Here is a 19,459-nt window from a genome sequence, read left to right on the forward strand (position 1 = left end):
GCTCAATTGCAGAATATTGAATGATATTATTGTCCCGATTTGCGATAGAGGTTATTTGGCGTAATTTATTCTTGATACTGCTCAATTTAAAACATTGACATCAATTGTAGCGGTGGTGCTTTAATGGCTTGACTTTGCCGATTAAATTCAGCTAATTGCTGATACCAAAAATCAGCATCGAGTATCCAAGGAAATGCGATTGGAAAAGCTCTGTCTTGCCAACGCTGAACTATCCAAGCCAGGTAGCGCACCATTCTCATTGCTCTAAGTGGTTCAATTAAACTCAGTTGGTTCATATCAAAATGATAAAACTCTTGATAGCATTCAAGAATGCTATCAAGTTGCAATTGTTGCGCTTTTCGATCGCCATTGAGTAACATCCAAATATCTTGAATCGCTGGTCCATTACGTGCATCATCAAAATCGACAAACATGGCATTATCACGCCATAATATATTACCGGCATGGCAATCAGCATGCAGGCGAATTGGTTGCCAATCGGTATGCCAATGCTGCTCAACAATCTGTATTAAGTGGGTTAAACTGGTCTTGAGTTCTTCATGGATTTTCTTTGGGATCAAATTAGAGGTTAACAAAACTTCTTTAGGCTGATAAAGATATTCTTCCAGTCCAATTGTAGGGCGATAAATAAAAGGTTGTTTTGCACCAATTTGATGAATACGTCCCAGCAAAGTGGCTACCGATTCCATCTGCTCGATATTATCACTTTCATATTGCCGTCCTCCTACACTTGGGAACAGAGCAAATAGGTAGCCTTCATATTCATGCAAAGTTTGACCATTAAAGGTTAATGGCGCAGTGACAGGAATATCAGCTTCTGATAGTTGCTTAGTAAATTGATGCTCTTCAAGAATTTGTGCCTGATTCCAACGATAGGGGCGATAGTATTTGGCGACATATCGTATGCGATCCTCATCAGAAAATTGATAGACACGATTTTCATAACTATTTAAAGCAGTCAGCCCCGAATCAACCCGAATACCAACGGTTGCCAAACTAGCAAAAATAACGTCGGGTGATAATGATTGAAATGAAAAGGCTGAACTATCCATTTTAACGTTCCTTTATTGCTGGCTGAACCATTGGTCTAATTTCTGTTTCAAAGGCTCTAAGCCGATACGTTTTGGCGATGAAAACGGTGCAACAGTAATATCACCTTGAAAAGGTAAGATAGCTTCTTTAACCATGTTAACCTGTTTTTTTAATGCGCCTGAAGCGAGTTTATCGGCTTTAGTTAACAGTAGCATAACAGGAATATCAACTGATACAGCCCACTCAATCATTTGTTGGTCGAGATCTTTAAGCGGATGCCGAACATCCATTAATACAATTAAGCCTTTTAAGCTTTCTCGTTTTTGCAGATATTCGCCTAATGATTTTTGCCATTTGCGTTTAATCGCTTCCGGAACTTGTGCATAACCATAGCCCGGTAAATCGACTAAACGACAATTTTCTTCCACTTCAAATAGGTTAATAAGTTGCGTTCGTCCCGGTGTTTTACTGGTTCTTGCTAAAGATTTTTGATTGGTTAATGTGTTAAGTGCACTTGATTTACCGGCATTAGATCTGCCGGCAAAGGCAACTTCAACGCCACTATCAATTGGTAAATGTGAAATATCGGGTGCACTTAAAATAAAATGCGTTTTAGCATAGTTTAATGGTCGAATGTCGGTCATAAAAAATGTCCTTTAAGTGCATTAACGGCACTTAATCACTTAAAATGCCGTTACTGTATAGAAAAACTTAGGAATTGACAACTTTTTCGACAGCTTTGCTAAGTCGGTTCATTCCTTCGTTTATTTCGTCTTCAGATATAATTAGTGAAGGGGTAAAACGAAGCACATTTGGTCCTGCATTAAGGATCATTACTTTAAATTCGGAGGCAACATTCAAGAAGTCACGTGCTTTATTATGAAACACTGGTTGTAATTCAGCACCTAAAAGTAGTCCTTTACCACGGTATTCTCGAAATACTTTGAATTTATCATTTATATTTTCAAGTTGTTCAATAAAGATTGCTCGGCGTTTTTGAACGCCTTGAAGTACATCAGGTGTGTTGATAATATCAAATGCCTCACAACCAACAGCACAAGCAAGAGGGTTACCACCATAAGTCGTGCCGTGAACACCTGGGTGCATTACCGATGCTATGTCATCGGTTGTTAACATTGCACTGATAGGGAATCCTCCGCCAAGTGCTTTTGCAGAAGTTAAAATATCTGGAACCACATCATATTGCTGATAAGTGTATAAAGTACCAGTTCTCCCCATTCCACATTGAACTTCATCAAAGATCAACAAAGCGTTATATTGATCGCAAAGTGCTCTCAAACCTTTCAAAAATTCTGGCGTTGCTGCATTTAATCCACCTTCTCCTTGTACCGGTTCTAACACCACTGCACACGTATGATCATCCATTACTGCCTTAACGGCATTTAAATCATTAAAAGGGACATGAATAATATCAGCAGGTTTAGGACCAAAACCATCGGAATATTTAGCTTGTCCCCCTACTGATACTGTAAAAAAGGTGCGACCGTGAAATGATTGATAAAACGAGATAATTTTAGTTTTATAAGGACTATATTTTTGCGCCGCATAATATCTTGCTAATTTGAAGGCGGCTTCATTTGCTTCGGCACCTGAGTTAGCAAAGAAAACGCGCTGAGCAAAGGTATTATTAATAATTTTTTTTGCAAGGCGTAAAGCCGGTTCATTGGTAAAAACATTACTTACATGCCATAATTGTTCACTTTGTTGATGTAAGGCATTAATTAGCCTAGGATGGCAATGACCAAGCGCGTTAACCGCAATCCCTCCTGCAAAATCGATATACTCTTCACCATGTTGATCCCATACTCTACTACCTTTCCCTTTAATAGGTATAAATTTAGCTGGTGAGTAAACGGGTAGGATTACTTTGTCAAACAGTTCTCGTGTTATTTCTGGCTGCATTATACGATCCTTATCTTATCTAACAGTCTTTTTCTATTTTATGTTATTTATAAAGATAGTAAAGTAAATATTTATTCATAAATATTGAATTTATATTCATTTAAAAAAGTTGGATATTTTGTATATTTTATTCTTTTCTGCAATTATTTTCGGGTATAATTAGCGATTAATTAATAATCGTTAATAAAATAGGAATAAATATGAGTCGTATTATTTATTGCCATTATTTAAAAAAAGAATCCGAAGGTCTAGATTTTCAGCTTTACCCAGGAGAGCTAGGCAAGCGTATTTATAATGAAATTTCTAAAATAGCATGGCAAGAATGGCTTAAGAAGCAAACAATGTTAATTAATGAAAATAAGCTTAATATGATGAATTTAGAACATCGTAAAAAAATTGAAACCGAAATGATAAAGTTTTTGTTTGAAGGTGAAGACGTGGTTATTGATGGATATAAACCTGAAAATTGAGAGATTACAATGAAAAACAATTTTAAAATTCTTACATTACTCATTTCAGTAAGTTTATTAACAGCCTGTCCTGGCTCAAATAACAAAAAAACTGATGAAGACTATTATATAAAAGATACTAATGCATTTAATATTTTAATAAGTCAGTACGCTAATAATATAGAACAAATCTGGGGACCTAAAGAGGTTCTTATTGCTGGTCCTAAAGATTATGTTCAATATGAAGATAATCTACAAACTCGAGTTCATATCAATTTTGTTTCTGGGATAATTACCATTGAAACTTTATCTGATACACCAATCAATAATTTGAAGGACGCAATTGTATCAACATTACTTATGCCTGAACCTGTTGATATTATCAGGCGAGATAAAATAAGTCAGGATTTATCACAAGAACCTTTTTTATATAATCAGGTTCTTGATCAAGAAAGACAACCAATTCGTTGGAGTGGTAGGGCAAATAGCTTTGCCGATTATTTGCTTGCCAATAATTTAAAAGTACGTTCTTCTGGAGCTCATAAAATCACTTATGTTGAAATCAAACTTGTTCCAAACCATATTAATCAACGTGCAAGAAAATTCTTACCTTTAGTGACTGAAGCGTCAAATCGTTACTTTATTGATGAACGATTGATTTTAGCTATTATGGAAGTTGAATCAGCATTTAACCCATTTGCGGTAAGTCGTACAGATGCATTAGGATTAATGCAAGTACAGCAACACACTGCTGGTCGAGACATCTTCAAGTTGCGGGGTAAACCTGGTGAACCGAGCCGTCAGTTTTTACTTGACCCTCGTAATAATGTTGATATGGGAACTGCTTATTTATCTTTACTAAAAACTAAGTATTTAGCAGGTATAAATAATCCAATATCACTACGATATGCAATGATCACCTCTTATAATGGTGGAGCAGGAAGTGTATTACGTACTTTTTCTGATGACCGAAATGAGGCGATCAATATAATTAACTCGATGACACCTCAACAAGTTTATCGGAAATTAGTGACTTCACATGTTTCTCAAGAGTCACGAAATTACCTTATCAAAGTTAGTAGAATCCTAGATAATAAATAAAAGTATCTATTCTTTATAGGGCTATCACATTATTTTTAATAATGTAATATTGTGATGGTCCTTTTAAAAAACATTATATTTCTTATGCAAATCTTAATATTTTAACCTTTCCCTTTCATTTCTTTAAAAAAGCTTACTTCAAGAGTTGTGTATGACGTTTAATAATTTGTTTTATAACATTTTTTTGGCTTACAACTCTTATCAAATATGAAGTTGCTGGCTATCAAGGTCAAATCTAGAATATATCAAAATTTTTATAATAAATTTTTAATAATTATATGTTTGTAAATAAATATATAGAAAATTTTCATTTCTTTAATTTTGAAATTTCTTCAGCTCTATTTTTATAACAACAAGATGTATTTAAGTGAAAGGAAATAATAGTTCATGGTCAAATTTAATCGTTTCCGTAACATTTCTTATCTAAGTATAAGTGCTGCATTTTTACTTGGTTCAAATAGTGTTTATGCGGGTACAGAGACCGTACCAAAATTAAATATTATTCGCGATGAATTTAATTCAGCGGAAAAACTAAATTTAAGTATCTATAATCCGAAGCTTAAATTAACATCACAAGGTTTATTCAATACCCCAATGGGGCTTTATGTCTATACCAACTATCCGAGCAAAATAGCAGAATATCAAATCACTATTTATCGCCAGTCTGATGTCGATAACCAACATCCAATAAAAACATTGAAGTTTAATGAAATTAGCCCATATGAAGCGTTATTGTGGCAAGGTGATACCGACAATGGGGAACCATTGTCAATTGATAGTGATTATAAAGCGATTTTAACCACGACTAGTCATGACGGCTTAAAAGATAACGTTCATGCTGTTAACTTTAGTACATTAGGCCATGGTATAAAACAAGAGAGTGAATTTATTTCATATAGCAAATCCAATATTTCTTCCTCACCAGCCACTAACTTGACCTTTGGTAAATTAAAATCAGATAGTACTATTCCTGGTTTTGGAGAAAGTCGGATCGATCATCAAGGCATTGTCAGTGGTGCGCAGGATCGTAAAGTTGTCATTCAAATGGCGGGACTAAAAGATAAAAAAGATGTGATGTTAAATGGTGAACGATTGGTTGTGGATAATAGTGGTCGTGCCATGCGAGAGATGATTTTATCGCCAGGAGAATATCAGTTCGATTTAACTTGGAAAGATGAATTTGGTCAAACTCATTCACAAAACGAAAAATTAGTTGTTCAAAAAGAAAATGATATTTTTTATGTTGGTATTGTTGATGTCACATATGCACAAAATAATGTTAGCGGTGAAGGCCAATCAATAGTAGAAGATGCTGATAGCCATCATTATAGTGGTAAAGGTAGTTGGGATGGTCGAGTTGCATTTTATTTAAAAGCCAATAAAGAAGATTATCGCTTAACAGCTCATTTAGATACCACCGAAACCAAATTAAAAAATGCATTTGGTCATTTAGGTGAAAAAGACCCAACGCGTTTTGTTCGAGAAATCGATCCTCAAGCTTATTATCCAATTTATGGTGATGACTCAACTACTGAAAGTGATGTTGATACCGAAGGTAAGTTCTATGTTAAGTTAGAGAAAGGCAAAAATTACGGGTTATGGGGTAATTATAATACCCAAATTACTGGCAATGAATTTGCAAATTTTAACCGAAGTCTATACGGTGCTAAGCTTTACCATGAAAGTGAGCAGACGACAAAATATGGCGATACTCGTACATTAGCTACCATATTTTTATCAAATGGTGAAACACGAGGTAGTCATAATGAATTAGCCTCAACTGGTGGTAGCTTATACTTTTTGAAACATCAACGTGTAACTCAAGGTAGTTTAAAACTTTCGGTCGAAGTACGCGATCGTAACACTGGACGAGTATTAAGTACCAGTACCTTAACCGAAGGTGTGGATTATGAAGTTAACCAATTCCAAGGTCGTATAATGCTAACTAAACCATTACCAATGACCTCCAGTGGTGGCTCGGGTAGTTCCATTATCGAAGGTGGAAACTTAGTTGGTGGTGATCCAGTTTGGATTATTGCTGAATATGAATATTACTCGGATGGATTTGACCTTGAAGGTCAGAAAGTTTTTGGTGGAAGAGCTTATCACTGGTTAAACGATTATCTACGAATTGGGGGAACTTACCTAAGTGAAGATCAGGCTAGTGGTGATAATTATGAATTGAAAGGTGTGGATTTAATTGTAAGACCAACGCAAGGAACACATACTCAATTAGAATACGCCAAAACCAAAGCGAAAATGAACGATATATTTGTATCGAGCAATGGTGGTCTATCATTTACTGAAACTGTGCTATCAGGTGATACTCGTGGAGCTGCTTGGAAAATAGAACAAAAAATCGATTTTAATGATTTTACTGAAAAAGATGTTCCACTAAGTTTCAAAGGCTATTACTCGATGCAACAAGAAGGTTTTTCATCTTTTGCTAAAGCACGTAGTAGTGATTTAGAAGAGTGGGGCGGTGAATTGCGTTATGATTTTGAACCAGATAAACAAGGTGTATTGGTTGGTCATAGTCAAGAAAAAGATAAAGCAAATTACGTTGAACGAATTACTCGCGCACAATACTACACTGCCTTAGGTGAATTATATAAAACCGCTTTAGAGCTCCAACAACGAAATGATCATAATTATGGTAGTGATTCAACTAAAGAAACATTAGTAGCGGCAAAATTAGAACGTTCATTCTTTGATGGTCGAGATAAAGGTTATATCATCCAACAATTAACCTTAAATAAATCAGGTGATGTTGCCGATGATAACCGCACGACGCTAGGTTATAACTCGCAAGTGACTGAAAGCATCAATATCGGTGCTGAAGTTTTTGGTTCTAACCGAGGAGCAGGGGGTGGTGTACAAGGTAGCTGGGATGTTAATGAACGAACCAGTTTATACACCAAATTATTAAATGATGTCGATTCAACTTCTGGTCGTGGAATAACTACTGTTTTTGGTGGAAAAACCAATGCGACAAGTAAAATGGAGTTATATTCTGAGCGTCAATTTAAAACCAGCAAAATCGATCACACTACTTCAGATATCTATGGTGTCAATTATAAACCAACCGAAGCGCAATATGTCGAAGGGTCTTACTCTATCGGTCGAGTAAATAACCGTAATCGAAATAGTACCAGTTTGACAGGAAATGATGAAACTCGCCGAGATGTATATGCAGTAGGTTATGGCTTTAAAAATGAAAAATTTCAAATGCGTAATCGCCTTGAATATCGTATAGATGAAGCGAGTGAGCGTATCAAACAATGGGTCACAACAAACCGTGCTAAAACTATCGTAAGTGAAAACTTAAGTTGGCTTACTCAGTTTGATTTTGCTAAAACATTAGGTGAACGCGATGATAAGGTTGTAAGCAATTATACTGAATCAATGGTTGGTTTTGCTTATCGGCCACAAGCCATTAATAACCTAAATCTATTTGGAAAACTGACCTATGTATATGGATTAGATCCTGACGATCAGCTAATCGCAAACTCTACCTCATCAGGCAGTAAAAGTTACACATCAAGCTTATATGATCAGAAGAGCTGGGTGTGGTCGCTAGAAGGGGTTTATGAATGGAATGCAAATTGGGAGACGGCGTTTAAAGCGGCGCACCGTCAAGGGCATTTACGTTACAAAGGCGAAAGTAATTGGTACTCATCAGGCGCAGACTTATATGCCTTAAGAGTCAATTACAAACTTGGCGATTGGGAATATCAGGTAGAAGGAAGAACATTACGCACAAGCTTAGCCGATGACCATAAAGATGGTTTAGTCACCAGTGTTTATCGCAATGTTGGTGACAATATCAAGATGGGTGTAGGTTACAACTTCACTGATTATAACGATAACTTAACGCACCTGAACTACCGTTCACATGGTTGGTTTGTAAATGTCGTGGGGAGTTTCTAATGAACAGTTGGCAAAAAGTTAAAAATGGTCAACCGCATTTACAAATGCAAGTGAAATCAGATCAAAAAGTCGAAAACGTTAAAAAGAATTTACGCATATCAGGAGAAAAGATAATGCGAACTGAGCATAACACAAAATCTAAAAGAAGATCATTAATAAAAGTTTTTAATTATAAAGCGATAATAAAACACTTTAATTTAGTGTTGTTCTCATTTTTTATTTCGTTTATGGCTCTATCGGTAGCAAATGCGATACCGATTTCAGGTAAAGTCTTTCTGGATTATGATGGTAACTCTAATAATGTCAACTTCCCATTAAAAAACTTACCTGTTGAACTAAAAGATTATACAGGTGCGAAAATTGCTAGCGTAAACACTGATGAAGATGGAGCTTATGAATTTGATGTATCTTCATTAGGTTCTTATAGTGTTGAAGTGAAAACAACAAATAATGAAAGTGTTTCCAAGTCAGTTTCAGTCAGTGGTATGACTGGTGAATTGGGTCAAAATCTATTTTTAAAAGGTAATGGTGGAACTGTTCACCTTAAAGTTAAAGATTATAATAATCAGGGGATTAATGATCTTCCCGTTAAATTGCTTAATGCATCAACAAAAAATGTAATAGTATTAGATACTAATTCTAATGGTGAGGTTGAGATAAAAAACACATTATTGAATGATGAATATACTGTTTACTTTGATGCTGAAGTTGATATTTTTTTAAAGCGTTTAAAGTATAAATTGTGGGATGTTACTTTACCAAATGGTAATAATACCTATGATGATAAAATTAAATTTGCAATGAAAGGCGCTGAACAAAGTGGCTCTTTTAATCTCAAAAAGCGAAATCCGAATAAGCTAGATGGTATCATTGCGTTTGATATGGATAATGATGGACTTTACACTGTCGGTAGCGATCCAGGATTAGAAGGAATAAGAGTTGATATTTATTATGAGAATACTACTATCCCTGTTATGGGTACAAATCCAGTTACTACGGGAGAAGATGGTTTTTATGGTTTCAGTGATTTAGCTGTAGCAAGTTATGATATTGTAGTATCAAATGTTCCTGCACCTCCATTTAAATATTTACCAAGCGATCTGAGAAAGAAAGCGAAAATACCTGATGAGATAGGTAATCCAACAGGTCCTGATTTCTTATTCCAGATTGACCCAAATGATACAACACTATCTAGTATATCAGGTAATGTTTTTGTTATCGGATCACAACAATATCTTAGCAGCGGTCCCGATTCAGGCAAATCGGATAATAATCTTTATGATACTTCGGTTGGTAGCCGAGGAATGTCAACAAAAGTAGCACTTTATCAACATACTGGTTCAGAATGGAAAAAAATTTCCACTACAAAAACGAATGGTACAACAGGATTCTACCAATTTATAGGTCTTACTAAAGGTAAAGATTACAAAGTTCTGTTGACTGAATCTGGTATTGATCAGACTAAATTCTATTTCATCAATGATACTGATGGGAAATCAACGAGTACTTCACCAAATTCAAGAAGTAGCCATAAAGGTAAAGTCACATTAAGCAACAATACAAAAGATAATATTGCTGGAAAAGAAATTATTATTCCTAATTTAAATACTAAGAAAGGATATCAAAACTTCTGGTATTCACCAGTGCAAGAAGCTTTGGGTAATTTAATGGTTGTTAACTACTTAGAAACAGCTGGAGGACATTGGAGTTGGAGTACAACTTACAATGGATTGGAGGCAAATTCAGCCAGTACCTATACTAAGATAGTATTTTATGAAGAAGATGGCGTTACCCAAGCAACTGACTCTAAAAATAATAAACTTGAAGTAACTTATAAAAGACCAGGGTATTATGGTTTAAGAGACCTTCAGAATTATTATATTGACCGTTGTGGATTATTTAATTATACGGTTGAAGGTTATGATACTAATCTTCTGGAAAAACCTACATCATTACAGAATTTCACGGTGATGCTAACCCCTGGTAGAGTTTGGGACGATAGACTTATTTTTGTACCTAAACAGAAAAATACTATTTCAGGTTATGTTTATTTAAATAATAGTCATCCAGGTGTTTTAGGTAGTTATGTTCCTAATAATGATACAGCTATTAAATATAATCGAGTTGTTTTGGATAGGAAAGTTGACGGTGAATGGGTCGAATTTACTAACTTTTCTACTGATGAAAATGGTAAATATGAATTTACTAATTTACCGAATGGTGATTATCGAATTACGGCTAAACAGACATATGGTTTGGCTAGTAATATCAAAGACGGGGATCTAGTTTTTGAAAATAATGACCAAAATAAAGGGTTTAGTATAGATCCAGGTAATAACAAAAAAACCATATCACAAATTGAATTATCAGTTAATGGCGGTAGAGTATTTAATACTAATACCAATTTTTGGTATAAGTTGAGAGTCGATGATTATGTTATCCGAGGTACAGTATACCTTGATACATGGTTAGCTGACAGTAAGATCCAAACAGGACAACTTTATAACTCTAATGATTTGCCATTGAAATATGCAACAGTTCTACTTTGCCGTGATGGTAACGAAAGCGATTGTACGGAAAATGGTATAAACTTTCTTGATAAGCAAATCACAGATGGTAAAGGTGACTACACATTTAATGGGCAACTTAATAATGTAACTCCTAATACAGATTATATGATTAAGGTAAAATATGATGGAATAAAAACAGTTACAAACGCTAGTGAGAATTTATATCCATTTTACAGAGTTAAATTTACAACACTTGATGCGCCTATTACTAAAAACTTCCTTATGCAAGGTAAAGGTACTATTTCTGGTGCACCAATTAATGATATAAATGGTGACACTCAATATGCAGGCGAGCAAACAATTGAAGTCGGTAAAGGAAATTTTGCTCTCTATTATTGGGATAACGATCATTATGAATATTGGGCAGATATTGGTGATTATTATCATGCATTCGATTTAAAATCTTTACCGAAAGGTAAATATAAAATTGTGCATAAGACTAGCACTGATGATTATATTGATATAGCCGATCAAGATCCTGCGACTGAACCAGGTACATTGCAGTTTGAAGTTCAAGCTGATGGATCTTTAGCTAATGGAATGCAAGCTGATAAACAGTGGTTTATGCAAGCAAATACAGCTCCAGAAGCGTTAACTGAAGCTGTTTCAGGTAATATCTATCTGGATGTTACTGGTTCAAATGTTAAGAATGATCAGTCAATTTTGTTAACTAAAGAAGAACTCGAAAGGTATAATCCTTCCAAAATAACTGTTGAAGGGGTATTTACTCCTCGTCTTTATAAAAATCATTACAGTGGAAGTTTTGAATCATTATTCAATACACCAGATTTTATAGATAAGGGAGTAAAAGACAACGCTAGATTTGTCTATAACAAGACAAATGCAAGGTTGATGAATAAATTATATATTTCCAACATGATGTTAAAACTAAAAGGGTTGGATAATGCATTCGAAATAGTAGGTAATAGTGGTCAAACGAAAGGCAGCTATTTACCGAATAAAGTACAAAATGGTTTGGAGTATATGCAGGTAGAACTATTGCAAAATGGTACTCCAGATCAATATTGGTTACTAAGATTAAGAGAAACCACTGAAATTGGTGGAAAACTTTATTACGATTATGATAACAATGGTATTTTTGAACCTAATAATGGTGACGTGCCAATGACAGGGGTTCGAGTAGAGTTATATCGTAATGGTTCTAATAATGTTTACTCATATACAATGACAGATGGTAATGGTAATTATAAATTTACAAACCTGTTATATGATGACTATAAAGTTAAAGTCACAGCTGAAGGATTAGATACAAGTCGTTATGAATTGAAAAGTTTATCTGACACAATTTCTAATATTAAAATTACACAAAGCAATCCAACTGTACCAAATGGGGCGTTAGATTTTCTTTATAAAAAAGAAGGTGATTCCTCTATTTATGGTTATGTGTTAATTGATATTAATAATAATGGTGAAGCAGATATTAATTTCGATAAAACAGGTGATGTGCCAGTACAAAATGTTACTATAAATTTATATAAGGGACCTACGGCAACTGGTAGTCCATTTAAGACGATAAAAACTAATCAAATTGGGGTTTATAGTTTTGATTTAGATAAAAATCAACTTAATGATACTTATGTTGTTCAAATTGTGCCTCCTAGTGGGTATGGTGTTATTTCTAATGCTGATAAAAATACCAATACAGTTTTATCGCCAATTAGCTTTAGTTCGGGAAGGCAAAACCAACAAAGTAAATACTTCTTGTTAGCTGGAGGGACGAACCCTAATCCTTCAGCAGGGATTACTAGCCCTACAGCAATAAATAGTGGTATTTCTGGTAAAACATTAATTGATGATCCAGATCCTACAAACTATAAACCATTGAAAAATGTTTTATTGAGTTTGATTGATGAAAACGGTAAAGAGATGGCTCGTCAAAATAGCGATGAGAATGGTGAATATCATTTCTATAATTTACCGAGTGGAAATTATAAAGTTAACGTGAAACATCCACCAGCATATTATGTTGTTGTTCGAAATAGTGTGAGCACTACTCAACCAATTGATACTATTTCAGGTATTGCTATTACTAATTCAGGGGTAACGGATAAAACCTTCTTCTATAGCAAAGCAAGCCATGATGGTATCCAAGGTGATATTTATGTCGATTTTAATGATACTAATACTGATACAAGTCGATTGAATGAGTATGCACATTTAATCAATAGTTCAAACCAAGTAACAGTTAAGCTTTATGATGGTTTAAATGGTACAGGTCAGTTGTTAATGACACAATTGACAACCAATGGGCACTATCATTTTGCAGATCTTTTATATGGAAATGATGTTGATTACTCAGTTAAAATTGAAATGAACACTCTTCCGGGCTATGACTTTAAATTCAGTAAAGCAGGTAATAGAGCGCAAGATATTGTTATTCCTGTAAAAGCATTGAAAGAAGAGGGATCATTAGATAATCACTATGTAGTTTTAGGTAAACTACAACTAGGTGGTGATGTTTGGATAGATAATAATAGTGATAAGATTAAAACTGATCAAAAACTGACTAATGATGTTGAGGTTGAATTATCTTATCAAGAACCAAATACAGATACTTTTAAAACGCTTAACAAGACAAAAACGGCTAACATTGCATTGAATGGTAATGCATCGAAAAATGGGCAATATTTGTTTGATAAATTACCAAAAGATTATAATTATCAAATTAAGGTTAGTACGCCTAATTCGACTGTATTAGTACCAGCGACTGATATACCGAATAATACTAATACATTCAATTTTGAACCTTTAACTGATAATGATTTTAATAGCAGTACAGCTTTCAAATATACTGGACGAGTATCAGGTCAAGTTGTTATTGATGTTGATGATAGCAAAGATAGAACCGGTGTAGACACTAGTTTTGCAGGTGTTAAACTGGTTCTAACGAAAGTATCAAGTTCAAATTTCAGTGGTGGACAAACTCCATTTGAAGCAACAACTGATCCAAATGGTAACTTTGTATTTGATAATATTCCGGTAGGAACATGGGCTATTTCAACAGCATCTTCACAAACAATAACTGATTGGAATAGTTATGTTCTAAATTATACGACTATTGGAAATAATGTTGTTCCAATACAACAAAGTAATAATTTATCGTTAGAAGTTGAAGTGACAGCTGATCAAAATGTTGTTGATAACATTGATATTGGTTATCGAGGTAATAGTAAGATTACCGGTTATGTCGTTATTGATCGTGATAGTGATGGAGTTTATAGTTCTAACGATATAAGCTTTGGTCAGCTAGCTACTCCTATAACGCCGAAAATAACACTAACTTCGGCAACTAATAAAGCTGGATTTAAAACAAAAGAATTTACTGTTGATGCATCAACTGGTCTTTTCGAAATAACAGGATTGAGCGCTTATAATTATGAAATAAGTAGTAATGTGAGTGATTCTAATTATAAATTAGTCTTTAGTCCTGGAAATCCATCACCTGTATCTGAGACAGCAACTTTTAATGTAAATGGACCAAATGATACAAGTTTTGAAGCAAATCCAAATACAAGAGTGTTTGGGTATCAGTTTGATCGTAAATTATCAGGGAATGTTTATTTAGATATCGGTGGGAATGAGTCTGAAAAAACATTTAATCCAAAACTAGATGGGGCGGTAGTTAAAGTTGAAGGCGAATTGAGTAACAATAAGCATGTAACTCATACTAAAACTGTAGGAAGTAACGGTGAATTTACCTTCAATAATATTACTGAAGGTAAATGGACAGTATCTGTCTCTCATCCGACACGAACTGATTTAAACTATAGTTATTTTGTTGAAAAAGTGGTAACCCCAACTGCTGTCAATAATAATAGTATCACTTATGAAGTAGATTCAAATACTGGCAATGAGATCAAACTTGATTTAGGTATGAAAGGCCAAGCTAAGATTACTGGTAAAGTCGTGTTTGATAATGATGCGGATGAGCAATTGTCATCATTCGATACTGGTGTCGATGGTTTAACCATAAAATTGATAGACCCAAATAGTGATACCGTTATTTATAAGGAAGCGGTATCGAATAGTGATGGTGAATTTACTTTTGATAATTTAGCTAATGGTAGCTACCGAATTAGAGTGACTGACCCATCTAATAAATTAAATGGTTATGTCATTAGCTTTAGTCCTTCTGGTCAAGCATCAGCAAATACTGCTTCGGATATTGCGACAATTTCTATTTCAGGCGATGCTGCGCAATCAGATAGGAATGACTTTGGTTATAAATCTAATTTAGGTATAAGTGGACATATCTATCAAGACATTATGGGTAATGGTCAGCATAATACTAACTATCCTCCGCTAGCAGGTGTTGGAATTACCGCAGTTAATCAAAGTAATAATTTAACTATTAATGCAGTTTCTCTTGCAGATGGTAGTTATTCACTAAACAATCTGATTGCTGGTACTTGGATAATTAAAATTTCAAATTCACCGTCAGGTTGGAATTATAGTTATTTTGATGCTGCCGTAGGTAATGCAACTATTAGCGAAGTTAACCCTGGCGAATTGAAAATAATAATCGCGTCAAATGATACGGTAGGAAAAAATATTAATTTCGGTTTGAAAGGTAGTGCAAAAATATCAGGTAAAGTTGTTGTTGACGTGGATGTAAATGATAATGTCGGTTTAAATTATCATGCAGCATCAATTGATAGACCATTAAGCGGTGTAGAGGTTACCCTTAAAGCAAATGGTTTAAACGGTACAACGGCTATTTCAACAACTACAGGAAGTGACGGTAGTTATAAGTTTGAAAACCTTACCGCATATAATGATTATGAATTGACTGTTAATGATAGTAACTTGACTGGAGCTGGCTATCAAATCAGTTTCAGTCCAGCTATGATAAATGGTGGGTCTGCAATTAATCATGATACATTAGCATTAACATCTGCTACTCAAGATCTTGCTCAGATTGACTATGGTTATAAGAGCCAAAAAACCTTGAAAGGAACTATTTATAAAGATGTTTCTGGAAAAGGTGTGCATCAAACATACGATACAACTTTAGCGGGAGTTACCGTTGAGGCAAGAGATGTTAATGATCATAATATAGTATTAACTGCAATTAGTGATCCTAATGGTCAATATGAAATTAATAATATAGCTGAAGGTCAATGGGATGTAACTGTAAACGCAACAGCCGTTGCAGGTTATAGTTACAGTTATGTGATTCAGCCTCAAGGTTCAAATTCAACATCTATAACAAATGGAACAAGAATTAAAATTGAAGCAACATCTTCTAATTTGGTCACGAATGTTGATTTTGGATTGAAGGGACAAGCAAGTATTAGCGGTCAAGTTGTAATTGATGTTGATACTCAAGATGGTAATGCTATTTCATCTCGGGATATCGGTATTGATTCTCTAATTCCAAATTATCAAGTTGAGTTATTTGTAGACGATAATTTAATTGATAAGAAAGCCGCAACTACTACTGGAACAAATATTGATGAGCTTGGTAAATATCAATTTGACAATTTAGCTTCTGGTATTAGTTATAAAGTTAAAGTTAGTATGGGAAGTAATAGTTACATTAGTAGCTTCATGCTTACTGATAGTAATATTGCCGCAACAATCAATAAAACAGATAACTTGATGGAAGAAACCTATCAGTTTGCTAGTGCAACAGATCAAGCTAAAAACGTTACATTTGCTTGGAGTGGTATTAGTGGCATTAAAGGTAAAGTGTTCTTGGATAATAATGATGATGGAGAATATAATCCTTCAATAGATACAGCTATTAATGCTCCAATAACAATTACCTTTAAAAATGTGAATAATCCGTCAATTAACTTCACACGTAATTTAGCTGCTGGTGATATAGATTATGATGTTGCTAATCTTATTCCGGGCAAATGGAGTATTGAAATTGCTGGCGTACCATCAACACTAAAAGCTAGCTTTGACCCTGATGATGCCCATCATAATGCAAGTGGTGAATTAAAATTACCGCAAACTGCGAATATTGCCGTCATAAATATTACAGGTAAGTTATCTGATCAAAACTTTGGTTATATCAATGGTGGTATTATCGAAGGTAAAGTTCTAGATGATAATCAAGGTGCTGGTTTAACTGGAGTATCTGGTTATAAAGGTTTATCTGGAGTAAAAGTTTACTTATTAGATGGTAATAAAAACCATATAATGGATAGAAATGGTCGTCCAATTGTTTCGACCAGCAATGACAATGGTAAATTTAATTTCCGTAATCTAATCAGTGATACTACTCGTAGTACAAGCGCACGTTACTTTATCCGTGTTCTTTATGGCGATTATAATGATGGAACTGTTAGTGTAGGTCGAGGTAATCCTTTATATGATCTAATACCATCATTTGATAAGTATAGAGATGCTAGTGGTAATTTAGTAGAGCATGATTTAATTAATCTCTCTAACCCACCGGCTACAATAAACTTTAATGGTGTAGGTGGTGAACATACTGTACCAGTTATGGTAAATGATGGAACAAGTAATTTAGCATATGGAATTTTATTAGGTTATCGTAGTTCAGATGCTGATATAACTATTGCTAAAATTGCATTAAAAGATAAGGTAACGGTTGGTGATATTGTTCCTTACTCTATTAAAATAACGAATAATAGTTCACGCGTTTCAACTATTAAGATCAAAGACGTTTTACCAGCAGGCTTTAAATTTGTTAAAGGCTCCACTCGCCTTAATGGTAAAAAAGTTGAAGATCCTACTGGAGGAAGAACAGTAAATTCACAACTTATTCAATTAAAACCAAAAGGTGAATTAACCTTTACCTATATGCTTGTTGTTGGTGCTGGTGTCACTCAAGGTGAATACACTAATACAGCTGTAGCAGTTAATTCAATAAATGGAAAAGTTGTATCTAATACTTCTCAGGCAACAGTAACTGTTACTGCTGATCCATTATTTGATGATGCACTAATCTTCGGAAAAGTGTATGTTGATAAAAATGGTAATGGTGTTCAGGACGAAGGTGAAGAAGGCTTAGGTGGTGTAAAACTAGTTACTGTACGTGGTGAAATTATTACAACTGATGCTAGTGGTCGTTATCACATAGTCGGTGTATCTGGTGGACGTTGGGAACGAGGTGCGAATTTTGTTCTTAAATTAGATACAAGATCACTACCGAAAGGCTATGAAGTAATTGGGCGTAATCCTAAAGTAGTGAGAGTATCACCAGGCTTACCAAGTAAAGTTGACTTCACAGTTTCAGAGGAAAAGAGTCAATAACAAATGAATTTGGATCGTAAGATCCAAATTTTAAACCACCTTAATTTCCGTCCTTTTCTGATTTATTAGGAAAAGGGCGGAATTTTTTATTTCTAACTGATAATTACATTGATTTATAATTGTTTATCTCTAAATATTAACTATTTAAGTGCAGAAAAAAAACATTGAAAAGTAACTAAAAAAACAATTGGTTAAAAAAAATGTTTTTTTTTAACTAAAAAATTGATGATCTGACTTAAATTAGTAGTATACTATGCGCCTCATAAAAGCATAGTTTTTTTGAGGATGTCAACTTGAGTAATGATAAGCTTGTGGACTCGTTTTCTCCCGCGCAAATGACCCAAATCGCCGAGGAACTTGGCAACTATAAAGTAAATAAAAACCCTACTAGTACTATAGTATCAGCTATCCTTGCTGGTGTTTTTATCTCTATCGCATTCGTTTTCTATATTACTGCTACAACAGGGACTTCAACCGTTGCTTTTGGCTTGGCTAAATTAGTTGGCGGTATCTGCTTCTCGTTAGGTTTGATGCTTGTTGTATGTTGTGGAACAGATCTTTTTACTTCAACTATTTTAACCATTTTACCTAAAATGACACATAAAATTAGTTGGATAAAAATGTTCCGTAATTGGATTTTGGTCTATATTGGTAACTTTATCGGTGCTATACTATTTGTAGGAATTATTTGGTTTTCTGGGCAATATATGGTAGCCAATGGTTTGTGGGGATTGAATGTATTACAAACCGCAGATCATAAATTACATCATACTTTCATCGAAGCTGTATTTCTTGGTTTATTAGCTAATTTAATGGTTTGCTTAGCTGCTTGGATGAGTTATGCTGGTCGCAGTCTACTTGATAAAATGCTAATTATGGTATTACCTGTAGCAATGTTTGTTGCAAGTGGTTTTGAACATAGTATTGCAAATATGTTTATGATTCCTATGGGAATTGTAATTAATAATTTTGCATCACCTGAGTTTTGGACTACTGTTGGAATATCTCCTGATTCATTTAAGGCATTAACCGTTGAGCATTTTATTGTAAATAATTTAATTCCTGTTACTATCGGGAATATTTTAGGAGGCTTGTTAGTCGCTATCCCTAATTGGGCTTTACATCTTCGTAAGCCACATTGATTTTATAATATTTACCCTTATGTAAGAGTAGATAGATATT

At 34.4% G+C, this 19,459-nt stretch carries 8 protein-coding genes; 5 read left to right on the plus strand and 3 right to left on the minus strand.

From position 1 onward, the window contains the following. Positions 1-86: 86 nt before the first annotated feature. From J3U27_RS00915 to J3U27_RS00925, 3 genes are all read right to left on the minus strand, one after another. Complete coding sequence (locus J3U27_RS00915) at positions 87-1,073, minus strand: serine/threonine protein kinase (RefSeq protein ID WP_267376586.1); 987 nt, start codon at positions 1,071-1,073, stop codon at positions 87-89. Positions 1,074-1,085: 12 nt separating this feature from the next. Then, positions 1,086-1,697: a ribosome biogenesis GTP-binding protein YihA/YsxC gene (gene yihA / locus J3U27_RS00920; protein WP_065562307.1), complete on the minus strand. Its 612-nt coding sequence runs from the start codon at positions 1,695-1,697 to the stop codon at positions 1,086-1,088. A gap of 67 nt (positions 1,698-1,764) precedes the next feature. Beyond that, on the minus strand, positions 1,765-2,976 hold the full coding sequence (locus J3U27_RS00925) for an aspartate aminotransferase family protein (protein ID WP_267330059.1): 1,212 nt from the start codon (positions 2,974-2,976) through the stop codon (positions 1,765-1,767). A gap of 200 nt (positions 2,977-3,176) precedes the next feature. Between J3U27_RS00925 and J3U27_RS00930 the strand changes: the two genes are divergently transcribed. From J3U27_RS00930 to focA, 5 genes are all read left to right on the plus strand, one after another. Further along, the gene (locus tag J3U27_RS00930) at positions 3,177-3,446 is read left to right on the plus strand and encodes an oxidative damage protection protein (protein ID WP_065562305.1); all 270 of its coding nucleotides are present in this window, start codon (positions 3,177-3,179) and stop codon (positions 3,444-3,446) included. A gap of 9 nt (positions 3,447-3,455) precedes the next feature. Then, entirely contained in the window at positions 3,456-4,526 is a 1,071-nt protein-coding gene (mltC, locus tag J3U27_RS00935; RefSeq protein ID WP_065562304.1) for a membrane-bound lytic murein transglycosylase MltC, read from the plus strand. 387 nt (positions 4,527-4,913) lie between these two features. Further along, a complete protein-coding gene (locus J3U27_RS00940; RefSeq protein ID WP_267376588.1) occupies positions 4,914-8,456 on the plus strand; it encodes a hypothetical protein in 3,543 nt (1,180 codons plus the stop codon). Then, positions 8,456-18,277 (plus strand): SdrD B-like domain-containing protein, encoded by a 9,822-nt coding sequence (locus J3U27_RS00945; protein WP_267376590.1) that lies wholly within the window; start codon positions 8,456-8,458, stop codon positions 18,275-18,277. Before J3U27_RS00940 ends, J3U27_RS00945 begins: the two co-directional genes overlap by 1 nt. Positions 18,278-18,570: 293 nt before the next feature. Next, complete coding sequence (gene focA, locus J3U27_RS00950) at positions 18,571-19,419, plus strand: formate transporter FocA (RefSeq protein ID WP_218058385.1); 849 nt, start codon at positions 18,571-18,573, stop codon at positions 19,417-19,419. Positions 19,420-19,459 lie beyond the last annotated feature (40 nt).

The organism is Gilliamella sp. B2911 (assembly GCF_026536965.1).
GTDB lineage: Bacteria > Pseudomonadota > Gammaproteobacteria > Enterobacterales > Orbaceae > Gilliamella > Gilliamella apicola_E.

What these genes read in the sequence shown, in the direction of transcription:
- J3U27_RS00915 (WP_267376586.1), bottom strand. Translation starts at nt 1,073, where the DNA reads ATGGATAGTTCAGCCTTTTCATTTCAATCATTATCACCCGACGTTATT.
- yihA (WP_065562307.1), bottom strand. Translation starts at nt 1,697, where the DNA reads ATGACCGACATTCGACCATTAAACTATGCTAAAACGCATTTTATTTTA.
- J3U27_RS00925 (WP_267330059.1), bottom strand. Translation starts at nt 2,976, where the DNA reads ATGCAGCCAGAAATAACACGAGAACTGTTTGACAAAGTAATCCTACCC.
- J3U27_RS00930 (WP_065562305.1), top strand. Translation starts at nt 3,177, where the DNA reads ATGAGTCGTATTATTTATTGCCATTATTTAAAAAAAGAATCCGAAGGT.
- mltC (WP_065562304.1), top strand. Translation starts at nt 3,456, where the DNA reads ATGAAAAACAATTTTAAAATTCTTACATTACTCATTTCAGTAAGTTTA.
- J3U27_RS00940 (WP_267376588.1), top strand. Translation starts at nt 4,914, where the DNA reads ATGGTCAAATTTAATCGTTTCCGTAACATTTCTTATCTAAGTATAAGT.
- J3U27_RS00945 (WP_267376590.1), top strand. Translation starts at nt 8,456, where the DNA reads ATGAACAGTTGGCAAAAAGTTAAAAATGGTCAACCGCATTTACAAATG.